The 12,423-nt window shown below is 51.4% G+C and carries 13 protein-coding genes; 7 read left to right on the top strand and 6 right to left on the bottom strand.

Annotation, left to right across the window (positions count from 1 at the left end; all coding sequences use genetic code 11):
- Nucleotides 1–135: 135 nt before the first annotated feature.
- Entirely contained in the window at nt 136–684 is a 549-nt protein-coding gene (locus Pla110_RS04565; protein WP_144993687.1) for a hypothetical protein, read from the bottom strand.
- Nucleotides 685–872: 188 nt separating this feature from the next.
- Here Pla110_RS04565 and Pla110_RS04570 point away from each other — a divergent pair, with 188 nt between their 5' ends.
- Complete coding sequence (locus Pla110_RS04570; RefSeq protein ID WP_144993689.1) at nt 873–1,874, top strand: NADPH:quinone reductase; 1,002 nt, start codon at nt 873–875, stop codon at nt 1,872–1,874.
- Nucleotides 1,875–2,058: 184 nt separating this feature from the next.
- Here Pla110_RS04570 and Pla110_RS04575 read toward each other — a convergent pair whose 3' ends face one another.
- The gene (locus tag Pla110_RS04575) at nt 2,059–3,312 is read right to left on the bottom strand and encodes an acyltransferase family protein (protein ID WP_144993691.1); all 1,254 of its coding nucleotides are present in this window, start codon (nt 3,310–3,312) and stop codon (nt 2,059–2,061) included.
- Nucleotides 3,313–3,368: 56 nt separating this feature from the next.
- Entirely contained in the window at nt 3,369–3,692 is a 324-nt protein-coding gene (locus Pla110_RS04580; RefSeq protein ID WP_144993693.1) for a Rieske (2Fe-2S) protein, read from the bottom strand.
- A gap of 134 nt (nt 3,693–3,826) precedes the next feature.
- On the opposite strand from Pla110_RS04580, the gene Pla110_RS04585 reads away from it, so the two are divergent.
- From Pla110_RS04585 to Pla110_RS04600, 4 genes are all read left to right on the top strand, one after another.
- On the top strand, nt 3,827–4,624 hold the full coding sequence (locus tag Pla110_RS04585) for an HpcH/HpaI aldolase family protein (protein WP_144993695.1): 798 nt from the start codon (nt 3,827–3,829) through the stop codon (nt 4,622–4,624).
- An 18-nt stretch (nt 4,625–4,642) separates the two neighbouring features.
- On the top strand, nt 4,643–5,254 hold the full coding sequence (locus Pla110_RS04590) for a DUF1877 family protein (protein WP_144993697.1): 612 nt from the start codon (nt 4,643–4,645) through the stop codon (nt 5,252–5,254).
- A gap of 88 nt (nt 5,255–5,342) precedes the next feature.
- On the top strand, nt 5,343–5,936 hold the full coding sequence (locus Pla110_RS04595) for an REP-associated tyrosine transposase (protein WP_144993699.1): 594 nt from the start codon (nt 5,343–5,345) through the stop codon (nt 5,934–5,936).
- A 106-nt stretch (nt 5,937–6,042) separates the two neighbouring features.
- On the top strand, nt 6,043–7,428 hold the full coding sequence (locus Pla110_RS04600) for an alkaline phosphatase family protein (protein ID WP_144993701.1): 1,386 nt from the start codon (nt 6,043–6,045) through the stop codon (nt 7,426–7,428).
- A 15-nt stretch (nt 7,429–7,443) separates the two neighbouring features.
- Here the strand turns inward: Pla110_RS04600 and Pla110_RS04605 are convergent, their stop codons facing one another.
- Both Pla110_RS04605 and Pla110_RS04610 read right to left on the bottom strand, forming a co-directional pair.
- The gene (locus Pla110_RS04605) at nt 7,444–7,875 is read right to left on the bottom strand and encodes a hypothetical protein (RefSeq protein WP_144993703.1); all 432 of its coding nucleotides are present in this window, start codon (nt 7,873–7,875) and stop codon (nt 7,444–7,446) included.
- A gap of 158 nt (nt 7,876–8,033) precedes the next feature.
- Nucleotides 8,034–9,296, bottom strand: coding sequence for a formylmethanofuran dehydrogenase subunit B (locus Pla110_RS04610; protein ID WP_144993705.1), 1,263 nt, complete (start codon nt 9,294–9,296; stop codon nt 8,034–8,036).
- Nucleotides 9,297–9,513: 217 nt separating this feature from the next.
- Here Pla110_RS04610 and hisF point away from each other — a divergent pair, with 217 nt between their 5' ends.
- Nucleotides 9,514–10,302: an imidazole glycerol phosphate synthase subunit HisF gene (gene hisF, locus Pla110_RS04615; RefSeq protein ID WP_144993707.1), complete on the top strand. Its 789-nt coding sequence runs from the start codon at nt 9,514–9,516 to the stop codon at nt 10,300–10,302.
- A gap of 156 nt (nt 10,303–10,458) precedes the next feature.
- Nucleotides 10,459–11,610, top strand: a complete 1,152-nt coding sequence (locus Pla110_RS04620; RefSeq protein ID WP_144993709.1) for a type IV pilus twitching motility protein PilT — start codon at nt 10,459–10,461, stop codon at nt 11,608–11,610.
- 101 nt (nt 11,611–11,711) lie between these two features.
- Here the strand turns inward: Pla110_RS04620 and Pla110_RS04625 are convergent, their stop codons facing one another.
- Nucleotides 11,712–12,290: a Uma2 family endonuclease gene (locus Pla110_RS04625; protein ID WP_197440505.1), complete on the bottom strand. Its 579-nt coding sequence runs from the start codon at nt 12,288–12,290 to the stop codon at nt 11,712–11,714.
- Nucleotides 12,291–12,423: the final 133 nt, after the last annotated feature.

Here is a 12,423-nt window from a genome sequence, read left to right on the forward strand (position 1 = left end):
AAACTGCTCAGGAGTATGTCGTTTAAGTTTCTTTGTTGTCGTTGAAGTTCTTTTTGAAGCCATTAGGGACTCCGGTTTCCTTCACAACAGATGGTTCAGTTTTATAAATGCAGGCCAGTCTCGTTAATCATCGACTCAAACGTCTTCGGACCGTGGTCGTTTCTTTGCTGTACCCGGTCGTTTTCGGCCTGTCGCTGTATTCCCTCGTTCTTCGCCAGTTGATCGAACACTCTTCTGTCGGGAAGGGGAGGAACTGTTGTCTCTCGGTTTCTTTTTTACCGTTTTCTTTTCTTCCTGTTGTCGATCACTCCCACCAAAATCAAAACCAAACTTTCCCGTGATGGCCATGTAGAGGCAACCCAACTGCACAATCATCAAGGGTATCGCGGTTCGGGGGATGCTCTGACCGGGGGCGTTCTCGTTTTCCGGTCCGAAGAGGATCATCATTTCAAAGTACAGCAGTCCCAGGAAAATAATTACTCCAGACAAGCGGGTGGTGATCGCTTTCTCAAAAGGGAGCAATCCTGCCACGCCACCCAGGATGCAGGTGAAACCGATTCCGTACAGCAGATAGTCCCCACCCGGAGCAAGTCCCTCTTTGGTAAGCATAGAAGGAGCGAACAGAAAGCCGATTCCAAATAGGAGTCCGGCCAGACTCAGGATAATGACGGCGGTGCGACTCATGGAGGGCCCCTGATATTGAATTGCCTGAATAGGAAGAGAATGCTCGAATGATTGTGAGTCTTTATATCACGGACGGAAGACGCGCTACAATCCGTTTCCAGCCCTTGTGACGATCAATCCTCTCTCAGTACGATAAAACGAGTGTATCCAAAACCACTCATTACCTCCCCTTCAAGGACCAAATTATCATGAAAGCGGCCGTCATCCATCAAACTGGTGCTGCTGAGGACGTATTGAAAGTCGAAGAACTGTCGACTCCTGAACCCGCGAAAAACGAATTGTTGATTGCCGTCAAAGCGGCGGCCGTAAACCCGATAGACACCTACATTCGCAGTGGCGTCATCGCACTTCCACTCGAATTTCCTTATATCGTCGGTTGCGACTTTGCGGGTGAAGTCGTCTCGGTCGGAGCCGACGTTAAAAACTTCAAACAGGGTGACCGAGTCTGGGGGAGTAACCAGAGCTTGGCGGGTCGACAGGGGACCTTTGCTGAAGAGATCGTCGTGGCCGAAGAATGGGCCTATCCTGTTCCGAACGGTCAATCATTCGAATCAGCCGCTGCGGGGGCGCTCGTTGGGATCACGGCTCATCTGGGACTCTTCCTGCATTCCAACTTGCAACCGGGAGAAACCGTTTTTGTGAATGGTGGGACAGGAGGAGTTGGTTCCGCGGTTGTGCAATTTGCCAAAGCGACCGGAGCGAAAGTGATCGCGACAGTCGGTTCAGGCGAGAAGAAAGCGCACTGCGAAAAGTTGGGGGCCGACCTCGCCATCAATTATAAAACGGAAGATGTTGACGCAAAAATTAAAGAGTTCGTCGGCGAAGAAGGGGGGATTGATGTCTGGTTTGAGACACTTCGTGAACAGGATCCCGCGCGGACGATCGGTCTGCTGAATAAACGGGGACGATATATTGTGATGGCCGGTCGCGATTCCAAACCTCCTTTTCCGATCGGCCCGTTTTACGTCAAAGACCTTCGCCTGATCGGTTTTGCGATGTTCAATGCTTCGCCTGAAGAACAACGCGACTCGGCTAAAGAACTCAACGACTGGTTCACCGCGGGTAAATGGGCCCCTCAGGTCGGTGAAACATTCCCGCTGGAAAAAGCTGCGCAGGCACATCAGTTACAGGAGCAGAACACCTTACAGGGTAAAGGCTCCCTCAGCGGCAAAATCATCGTCACGATATAGACAAGGTGATGGGTTATGTGTCGGGTGGTCCGGTATTTTATTTTGAACCACTTAGACACGAAGTCACAAAAGATCGAAATGCTTTGAAGCTGTGAAGATACCTTCATTGATCAACTTGTAAATTCTTTGTGTTCTTAGTGGCTTTGTGGTTCAAAACTTGAGCAAAATTTTCATTTTACTGGGTTCAAATACGCACAAAGAACCGGTTGCGATACATCCAGAAACAGATGAGCCACAGCAGTATCAACTCGGTTGAGCTTTTGACAATCGCTTCGTACGGATCCCCGAAGACGGTGAAGAGCGAATTTCCGAAATGTTTGACGAAGGTCGTCATTAACCACCCGGAGATGAGGGCATTCATAACGTAAATGGCTATCGAGTTCATGCCGACCACCAGGAAGGGCCAGCCGAGAAACTTTAGCGGTAGCAGGTCCATCAGAAAGTAAAAGACGCTTAGAATCACGAGCGCCCAGCCCGCACTGTAGACTGCCCAGGAAGGAGTCCAGATCCGTTTGACAATCGGACAGATCTCGTAATAGTGCGCGGCGTAACCGATTCCCAGACAAGCGGCACCTGCGACAACGAGTAGAATCCATTTGAAAAATCGGCTTCGTTCCCGCTTGAGCATTTGACCAATCAACAGACCGATGATCATCGTGATCAGCGAAGGAATAAAGTTCAGCGTGTTATACCCGCCACTGTTGAAGGTGAATGCTTCCTCGCGCGGGAACTGATTGAGCAACCAGATGTCCGCGTCATGAGCCGGGTTGGCATTTTTGTTCCAGTGGGCTTGGAATCCTTCGTACTGCGGTACCACAGTCGGGTCGGCATTGACGGTGATGGGGTCGAAGTTTTCGCCCGGTAATGGATAGAAAGCAAACAGGGACCAGTACCCGACAATGATGACGATCAATATCGTCCACTGAAAAATCCTGGGCCGGTTCCACAATAAAAACAGGAACGGGTAACCCAGACCGATCTGCTGGATCACATCTTCCAATGTCCAATAGGTATAGTCACGAGAATTGGATCGCAAGACCCACCCCAGCACTATCAACAGTGCCGATCGCCACAGGACATGTAGAAACATGGAGATCCAGGACTGGCCCAGCATTTTTCGTTTGTCGTAAGAATAAACGAGGGCAACGCCGACCATGAACATGAAGGAGGGTTGAATCAGGTCCCAGAACGAGACCCCGGCCCAGGCAACATGTTCAGTGTGAAAAGCGAGTTGTTCGTAGACTTCTTTCCCCGGAAACTTCTCCGCCAAGGTTCCCAGGGCCAAACCACCCGAGACCATTGCCAGCATGACAAAACCTCGAAACGCATCGAGCGACGCCAACCGAGGGGCGTTTTGTGTCATTGCGGGAATACGACTGGTGGTCGAACGCTTGGAGGAAGAACGTCTGGTCACTGCCCGATTCGCGGTGGGAGGCATGAGCGGAACCTGTCGTAGTAAGAGGGGAAGAAGGAGGCTGAAAATCTGTAATTCATTTATCCCACTGGTTGAACCAGCACTTGGATATCGTCGCCTTCAATACGGAGGGGATAACAGTCGACTTTGACTTTTCCGCCAGGGTTGTCCATCCAGTCGCCCGTATTCAGACAGAATTGCCAGGCATGCCAGGGACAGCAGACAACATCGTCTTCGACGTAACCGGGTGCTAACGAGGCACCTGCATGAGGGCAGGCATCGTTAATCGCCTTGTATTCACCATTCACATAGAAGACCGCGACGGTCGTTCCATTCACGGGGTAACTGCGACCTTCGCCTTCGGGAATATCGCCGACCTTGGCGATGGAAATATAATCAGCCATCTTTCAATTCATCCGGGGAATGTGTAGGGTTGTGTGTGAGGAACGATTCCGATTTTGTGATTGGAATCGTGGCCATTATCATACCGGAATTGCAGTCCAAGTTCATTGATCTCAGACGAAATACTCATCGAACCATGAAACAGAATCCTGTAAAACGTGCTCTGGCCCAGGGAGAGCCCCAAGTCGGTTCCTGGCTCGCTTTTGGAAACATACATACAAGCCGACTGATGGCGCGAGTCGGCTTTCCCTGGCTAACCGTCGACATGGAACATTCCCCGATTGACTGGAGCACCGCCGCCGAAATGTTCGGTGCCATTGCGGATGCTGGCTGCATTCCCCTGGCTCGCGTTCCCAAGGGAGACCACACGCACATTAAACGCGTGCTGGACGCTGGCGCCATGGGGATTGTGGTGCCGATGGTGAACACCGTTGAAGAGGCGAAAATCGCCATCGCCGCCGCCAAGTATCCCCCCGAAGGTAACCGTTCGGTAGGGGGAGGCCTGCATGTGCTTAATTTCGATGCCTCGCCCAGTGATTATTATCAGAACGCAAACGATGAAATTCTAGTCGTCCTGCAAACGGAATCTCCGGAAGGAGTCGAGAACGCCGAAGAAATTTATTCGCTCCCCGGAGTCGACGCAATCTTCATCGGTCCCAACGATCTCCGTTTCCAGATGCGCACTCCCGACGGCACCTTTCCCACTGCCGAAGAACATGAAGCGATGATGCAGCGGGTCCTCGAAATGGGCAACAAAACCGGCACGCCCGTCGGTCTCCATGTGATGTCAGTGGACGATATCAAGAAACGGCTCGATGAAGGTTGGAAGTTCCTCGCCCTTGGCAGCGAAATGAAGGCGATGGTCGAATGTGCCGAAAACTGGGTTCAGGAACTGGACCTGAAATCTTCAGACGAAGCGATGATCAATTATTGATTGACGTTGGAAATCCTGATGAACACCCACTGCACTCTGTATGAAATCTTGCCGGAGGAAGCGACGCGACTCGTGGCCAACGATCCGGAGCAGTTCTATCGACTGCGGCGGGAATTGCACGGGGATGTGCCGAATGAGGATGATGCGTACGTCGGGTTGTTTTCCTTGATTCGAGTTCAGTTTCTCAATCTCGATCTGGACTCAATGTTTGGTTCAGAAGCAAGCGATTCGGAGGAGATGTCGGCTGTCGAACCGTCACCGCGAGAGATTTTTGATCTGGGCGAAGCGTGGCATGGGCTTCATTATATTTTAACAGGGGACGACCTGTCGGCTGACCCGCCAACGTTGCTCGATTTCCTGGTGGATGGGGGCGACCATTGGGATTGGGGAGAGTACGGGTATCGGTTCTATACTCCGGTCGAAGTTGCCGAGTTGTCGTCACAACTTGAAGCGGTGCCCGCCATTCTTTTCAAAGAGCAGTTTCAACCCGAACAAATGAAGAATGTCCATCCCAAAAGCTGGGGTGAAGAGGACGCCCTCGAATGGTTGATCGAATCTTTCGTCCGCCTTCGGGCCTTCCTCCGTACCTGTGCTGAGAAGGAAAGCGGCATCGCCATTACGATGACGTAGCAAGAGACTTGACGTTCTCCCTGTGACTCAATGTAGGTGTGCCACTGCTGGCTCGTCCAGCAGTGCCGGGACTGGTATACTTTACTCTATGACTGACGCTCATCGTAAGACGATTAAGCACTTCGACAAATGCTCTGACGTGCACGAACTCACCTTCTCGTGTCACAACCGGATGCCGTTATTGTCGAATGATCATTGGACGAAAATGCTGGCCCAAAGCATTACAAATGCTACGAAACGGCATTGCTTCCAACTAATTGCATTCGTGTTTATGCCGGAACATGTTCATCTTCTGGTTCACCCGGATGGAATAGAGGCATCGATTCCCAATCTCTTAAAAGCGATTAAGCGTCCTTTTTCGTACAGGATTAAACAGATACTCATTAAAAATCAAAGCCCTCTACTCGAAAAGTTAACGGTGCTGCAAAGACCGGGAGTAAAGAGTTTTCGGTTCTGGTTGGAAGGGCCTGGTTACGACCGTAATATTACGGAAAAGGATACGTTAGAGAAGGTCATCGACTATATCCACAAGAACCCTGTGAAGCGTGATTTATGTTCCAGAGCTGTGGACTGGAAGTGGTCGAGTGCGAGATATTATCTTGATCCGACTGCTCCTGCAGATTTGGACCTTCCAGAGCTAAGTCGGTTGCCCGCAGGCTGGAGCACTCAGCGGGGAACCTGAACTCGCACTGCTGGACGAGCCAGCAGTGGCACCCATGCATAACCCTCTGGGAACTTCTTTTAGATTTATCGAATAACGACATTGGAATTAATTTAGAAATCACATCATGACCAAACCACTCGTCGTTTTGAATATCGTGGGTTTAACCTACGACATGATTGGGGATCGGACTCCGAATCTGAAGGGATTGGCCGAAGATGGATTTGCACGTCCGATGGGGACCATTCTGCCGGCGGTTACTTGTTCGGCTCAATCGACCATGTTAACTGGGCTTATGCCCCGAGAGCACGGAATCGTGGGGAATGGTTGGTACTTTCGTGATACGTCGGAAATTCGTTTCTGGTTGCAGTCGAATCATCTCGTTAAAGGGGAGCGTGTTTACGAAGCAGCGAAACAACGGGACCCGAATTACACCACGGCCAAAATGTTCTGGTGGTATAACATGTATGCCCCCGTGGAGCATTCGGTCACTCCGCGGCCCAGCTATCCGGCCGATGGTCGCAAGGTGTTCGACTCCTACAGTCAGCCTGCTGATTTGAAGGATAAACTTCAGGAGAAGCTGGGCGTTTTTCCTCTGTTTAAGTTCTGGGGACCGACCGCGAATATCGAAAGTTCGCGTTGGATCGCCGATGCCTCGATTGAAGTCATGCAGGAACAGAACCCTTCATTGACTCTCGTGTATCTGCCCCACCTCGATTACAACCTGCAGCGTTTGGGAGTCTCCGATTCCCGAACAGATCAGGACATTCGTGACATCGATGTCGAAGCGGGTAAGGTGATTGATGCTGCACGTAAGCGAAGTGCCGAGATCATGGTAGTGTCGGAGTATGCCATCACGGATGTGTCGCAACCCGTCCATATTAATCGGGTGTTACGCGAAGCAGGGTACCTGCAAGTACGTCAGGAAATGCTGGGGTGGGAGACACTCGATGCGGGGGCCTCTCGCGCCTTCGCTGTGGCAGATCATCAACTGGCTCATGTGTATGTTCAGCGAGCAGAAGATCTGAAAGAGGTCGCTCAGTTACTCGAAAAGACAGCAGGGGTAGAGCGCGTGTTGGATCGACAGGCACAGGCAGAATTTGGAATCGATCATCCGCATGCAGGTGATCTCGTTGTTCTTGCGGCTCCGCAAGCGTGGTTTACATATTACTTCTGGTTAGATGACAACGTCGCTCCCGACTATGCTCGCACGGTTGACATTCATCGCAAGCCGGGCTACGACCCGGTGGAATTATTCGTCGATCCGGAAATCAGGCTGCCCATGCTTAAGATGGCGCGGCGACTGGCACGTAAGAAGTTGGGCTTCCGCTATTACATGGACATGATCGGTCTGGATGCTGGCCTCGTTAAAGGAAGCCACGGACGATTGCCATCAGCAGGGAAAGAGGAGTCCGAAGGACCCGTATTGATCTCTTCCTCGCGTAAGATCGAGCGAGACCAAATACCCATGACTGCCGTTAAAGAGATGATGCTGCAATTGCAGTTCGATTAAGGAAGACAATGCGTCTTAAAGCATCGGGCCGTCGAGCGGGCTTAGTTTTTTCTCGAGTTCTTCAGTCCGAATGGAGTTGCCTTCAAGCAAACTGCTGAGTGCTTCGTGGGCGGCGGATCCAATGTCGTCCGGATCGATCCACAGAAGTTCATAGCTACAGGAATTCAGCAGCAGAAGCTCTTCCGGTGAGAGATGCGAGGAACTCAGTTTGAGGAAACACTTGCGACTCAAACACTGAAAGAAATGGATGCGGTGATCTTCGGACAGGTTGGTCCGTAAATGCTGGAGTAGAGACATCGCCGCAGACCAGTCGCCACTATAATCAGGAATCGCGACCCATTCTTCCTCCTGGAGGTATTCTTTCTCACCACGAGTTCGCTCTCGCAGGACCACTTCGCAAATCCACGTATTCTTTTTCTCTTTTGTCCATGAGTTCCAGTTGGCCATAATAACGCCGATCCTTTAACAGAATGGAAAGAGAAAAAGTCTCGAGAAGTGTCATTCGATCTGCTTTGAAGATCGCATCTGGCAGCATTGGTTTACATGAATTGTATATTCAAGCTCACCAAAGCGCCCAATCAGTCTTCTCTAAATCGACGATCCTGCTAAAGAGACTTAAGGAGATCATTCAGTACATCATGGTCCGCAGGATCTATTGTGTCCAAGAATTTCCCCAGGGGAAGTGGAATTTCATCCATTCTGTAAGCCGTCCCACGGTAATGCACTCCATAGATGCCAGTCGTAAACTGAACGGTGGGAGTGAATTGGGGGCTTTGACCGGGATAATCCAAGACAATAGTTGATATGTCGGTTAAATGGGCTCTCGCTCTTGCTGACAATTTCGGGATTGATTCACTCCCGATTAAAAGACAGGCATCCACCTCCTTATTTTCTAACAATGACTGCGCAGAATACTCCTGAGGTTCATACCTCGGATAACCCCGGGTCAGATCAACGGCGAAGGGGAAACCAGTTTGCCAGCAGAGGACGGAATCGGCACCAGTGACATCCCCCGGTAATCGCATCCGTCTCGCATAGAAGCGAGTGAATTCATTCAAATCAGTCACCAGATCGAGCAACGCTTCGACCACGCGATGTCCCAGACGGGCTTGCGAGACTCCCAGGCCAAAGAAGATGATCCCCGACTGGCAGTTCTTCATCTGGTCGGCCAATTGTCGAAGTTCATCCAGCGAAACGGATTCGTCATCAGACCAGTGCAGGGGTTTACCCCGTACCAATTGTCGTAACGCCCAGATCACACGGAAGTTATCTTCAGAATCGATCTGAAGAAGCTGGTTGGCAACCTTTGCCGTCTCTCCCTCTTGTTCATCAAGCACGATGATCGTACGATCTTCTCGTCCGTTTGGGATGAATTCCCCGCTGGGGTCAATAGAGTATCGCTCGCCATGCCGCGGGTGAGTTACCAACGGATCGACTCCCCAGAAGAGAACCAGATCCGAGCGGTTCTTTACTTCACCCAGCGAACACGTTTGTTCTCCAACCTGTTGAATCGCCATGATGGAGGGGGCGTGACAGAGCGAGGCAGTCGTGTCGACATACGCGCCCAGACGATCGGCCAGTTCGACGGCGGCTCGCTGGCCAGGGGTGCTGCTACGAGATAGTCCAAAAACTAATGGAGCTTTTGCATTTCGTAAAAGCTCGGTCGCTTTGATGATGGCCTGATCATAATCGGCAGGAGTGCCATTAATAGTGACTGGTTGCGGAGACGCTTCCAGTTGTTCCTTGAACCAGGCATCCGCCAGGAAACAGCTCCGCTGCATTTCGACAATCTGATTGTTCTCCGTTCGAACTTTAAGATCGTCACAGAGACAACCGCAGACCGTGCAGGTTACGTTTTCATGCAGCATGAAGGAGAACACCAATACGAGAATGTCGGGAGCGACCCGACGTCAGGAAGAACGATCTTCTCCAGCATAATCGGCGGAAGACGGTGAGACCAGTGTCGACTGCTTGCTTTCAGTCGACGGAACCGGCTAGACTGAAAAAATGCCCCCGTTCGCCGTTTTAGGCGTCTCTCAATGTTCCCGCCCAAATTGACTTTTTCGATATAGAACCCGCCGTATTATGCTCAGTAAACGCATCATTCCCTGTCTCGATGTCCATGCCGGTCGCGTGGTGAAGGGGGTCAATTTTGTCAATCTGCGGGATGCGGGCGACCCCGTCGATATCGCTCAGCGCTACGAGCAGGAAGGGGCGGATGAACTCGTCTTCCTCGATATCACGGCCAGCCACGAAGAACGGGATATCATTCTCGACATCGTCAGCCGTACGGCCGACGTCATCTTCATGCCCTTAACAGTAGGCGGGGGCATTCGTACGCTGGACGATATTCGAAGTCTCCTGAACGCAGGCTGTGATAAAGTTTCCATCAATTCCGCTGCCGTGACCAATCCCGAATTTGTCCGCGAGGCGGCCCTGCGGTTCGGCAGTCAGTGTATTGTGGTCAATATCGATCCCAAACGGGTCGATAAGGAAGGAAAGGAGTTCTGGGATGTCCATATCAACGGTGGGCGAGTTCCCACGGGGCTCCAGGCAGTCGAGTGGGCGCAAGAAGTAGAAAAATTAGGGGCTGGTGAAATCGTGCTGACCTCCATGGACGCCGACGGCACCCAGGACGGCTACGATATTGAGATCACCCGGGCGGTCTCCGAGGCGGTCACTATTCCGGTTGTCGCCAGCGGTGGGGCCGGAACGAAAGAACATTTGTACGAAGCGGTTACCGAAGGAAAAGCAGACGCCGTACTGGCAGCAAGTATTTTTCACTATGGCAAATACACGATCGATGAAACCAAACATTATCTACAGAGTCGGAATGTTCCTGTCCGCTTCAATAAATTGGTTACCAACGAATAAGCCAATCGGGTACAATGAAACTATCTGATCGAAGACTTTCGCTCTCGATAGTCGTTCCGTCTTCCGTCTTCCGACTTCGATCATCCTGAAGTTGCAGATCACTCCCCATTCTGATCACTGTAAAAGCAAATAGATACGTTCAAAGGAAGCTCTTTTATGGCTACTGCCGATGCTCCTCCTGCTAAACCCGCGATGGTTGGCCCCCGTAATCTGGAAGTGGACAAGATTTTCCGGTTGCTGATTAAATTCGGTGGCTCTGACCTCCACATGCAGGTGGGAAAACCGCCGGTCCTGCGTATCAAAGGAACGCTCCGCGAACTCGATATGCCTGCCATCGATACCAAGGAGAAGATGGAGCAGCTCTTCTTCCCGATGATGGATGAACGTAACCGACGCATCTTCCACGAGGAAGGAGGGGCCGACTTTGCCCACATCGTTGAATACGAAGGAGAGACATGGCGTTTCCGTGTGAACTTGTTTATTCAACTCGGTAACCCGGGAATGGTTTCTCGTAAAGTAGAACGGTTCATCCCTAACTTCGAAGGATTGAACCTGCCTCCTGTGATGGAATCTCTTTGCAAGTTTGACCAGGGCATGGTGTTGCTCGCCGGGGTGACGGGGTCTGGTAAAAGTACCACGATTGCTTCCATGCTGAACTGGGTAAATGCCAACTATCGTAAACACATCCTGACGATTGAAGACCCGATTGAATTTGTCTACACGCAGAACAAATGCCTGATCAACCAGCGCGAAGTCGGGATGGATGTGAAAGACTTCGAAATTGCCATGAAGCATGCCGTGCGTCAGGACCCGGACATCATGCTGGTGGGTGAGATGCGTGACCGCGAAACATTTGAAACGGCGATGCACGCTGCGGAAACAGGTCACTTGGTATTCGGAACGATTCACGCCTCGTCGGCCCCAAGTACAATCGGTCGTATTCTCGATCTCTTCCCCCAGGACATGCACCGGGCCCTGCGTAGTAGTATGGCATTCAATATGAAAGGGATTGTCGCCCAGAAATTGCTGCCGACAATTCGCGAAGATGTCAAACGAGTTCCGGTTGTGGAAATCATGACCTTCAATCCGACCGTCCGTAAATTGATCGTTGAAGGTGACGACGGCAAACTTCCCGCCGCGATGCGGATTGGAAAAGATGACGGGATGCAGTTGTTCAACGACAGTCTTTATCACTTCATCGAGAATGAATTCGTCAGCCGTGCCACTGCTTTCGAAGTCTCTCCCAACGTGGAAGAACTCAAAATGATGCTCAAAGGAATTCAGGTCAAAGGCCCTGCGATTCTGTAGACCGTTCGATTGCAATCTGTTGGGGCAGAGATATGTTGGGGCAGCAAGATTGATAGGGGTGGGGAAAAGTGTTTCGATTTCCTTCTCCTCACTGTCCAGCTTCAGGCGGAAGCGGTTTTGCGCCCTAATGATTCAGTGAACAGATCGGGAACGTGAATTCGTAAACCGGGCCACTCTGCTTCCGGAGTAAAGTCCGCGTCGAATCGAGCGAGTTCGACAGTCTCTCCCTGTCGGTAGACCTCCAGTACCCGTGACTGACTGTCGATCAGCCAGACATTTTGTGTCCCACTACTCAAGTACTCCCGGGCCAGTTCGCTATTCTTAAGCGGCCCATGGGAATGATCAATGACTACCATCGGCAGTTGGTCGGTTGTTAATTCATCGAGATGCTCAAACCGGTTGCCGTCGCGATAGACCGAAATCGCGGGGAACCGAACCGAATCGGGTTCGCGTGCGAGTATCAGCCCCAGTTCAAAGCAGGCGTAGGCGGACTGCTCGGCTGCGGTGGCCATAAAGTAGTTTCCCAGTAGCCGCGTCATATTCAGAATAGCGACTCCCAGTGCATCGGAAGGCTGTTCCCGCGCGACCAGTTTTCCCGCAACGAGGTCGTGCCAACGGCCCTCGTCGGTCAGGTCGTATCGATGTTCCAGATAGTCCTCCAGAGTCAAATTGTTTTCCATCGTTCTGGATCCTGTTGAAGTCGTCGAATAACCCGCACGAAGCGGGTGCAATCTGGTTGTACTCATTTTATCATGCAGGTTTTGATGAGAACAGTTCCGCTGCGGTTTCGTTTTTAACTCACTCTCCAACCGA

The sequence above is a fragment of the Polystyrenella longa genome, assembly GCF_007750395.1.
GTDB classification, from domain to species: domain Bacteria; phylum Planctomycetota; class Planctomycetia; order Planctomycetales; family Planctomycetaceae; genus Polystyrenella; species Polystyrenella longa.

Bases quoted from the DNA above. Each gene is read 5' to 3' on its own strand.
- Pla110_RS04575 (WP_144993691.1), bottom strand. From the start codon at position 3,312: ATGCCTCCCACCGCGAATCGGGCAGTGACCAGACGTTCTTCCTCCAAG.
- Pla110_RS04570 (WP_144993689.1), top strand. From the start codon at position 873: ATGAAAGCGGCCGTCATCCATCAAACTGGTGCTGCTGAGGACGTATTG.
- Pla110_RS04565 (WP_144993687.1), bottom strand. From the start codon at position 684: ATGAGTCGCACCGCCGTCATTATCCTGAGTCTGGCCGGACTCCTATTT.
- Pla110_RS04625 (WP_197440505.1), bottom strand. From the start codon at position 12,290: ATGGAAAACAATTTGACTCTGGAGGACTATCTGGAACATCGATACGAC.
- Pla110_RS04605 (WP_144993703.1), bottom strand. From the start codon at position 7,875: ATGGCCAACTGGAACTCATGGACAAAAGAGAAAAAGAATACGTGGATT.
- Pla110_RS04595 (WP_144993699.1), top strand. From the start codon at position 5,343: ATGACTGACGCTCATCGTAAGACGATTAAGCACTTCGACAAATGCTCT.
- hisF (WP_144993707.1), top strand. From the start codon at position 9,514: ATGCTCAGTAAACGCATCATTCCCTGTCTCGATGTCCATGCCGGTCGC.
- Pla110_RS04600 (WP_144993701.1), top strand. From the start codon at position 6,043: ATGACCAAACCACTCGTCGTTTTGAATATCGTGGGTTTAACCTACGAC.
- Pla110_RS04590 (WP_144993697.1), top strand. From the start codon at position 4,643: ATGAACACCCACTGCACTCTGTATGAAATCTTGCCGGAGGAAGCGACG.
- Pla110_RS04620 (WP_144993709.1), top strand. From the start codon at position 10,459: ATGGCTACTGCCGATGCTCCTCCTGCTAAACCCGCGATGGTTGGCCCC.
- Pla110_RS04585 (WP_144993695.1), top strand. From the start codon at position 3,827: ATGAAACAGAATCCTGTAAAACGTGCTCTGGCCCAGGGAGAGCCCCAA.
- Pla110_RS04580 (WP_144993693.1), bottom strand. From the start codon at position 3,692: ATGGCTGATTATATTTCCATCGCCAAGGTCGGCGATATTCCCGAAGGC.
- Pla110_RS04610 (WP_144993705.1), bottom strand. From the start codon at position 9,296: ATGCTGCATGAAAACGTAACCTGCACGGTCTGCGGTTGTCTCTGTGAC.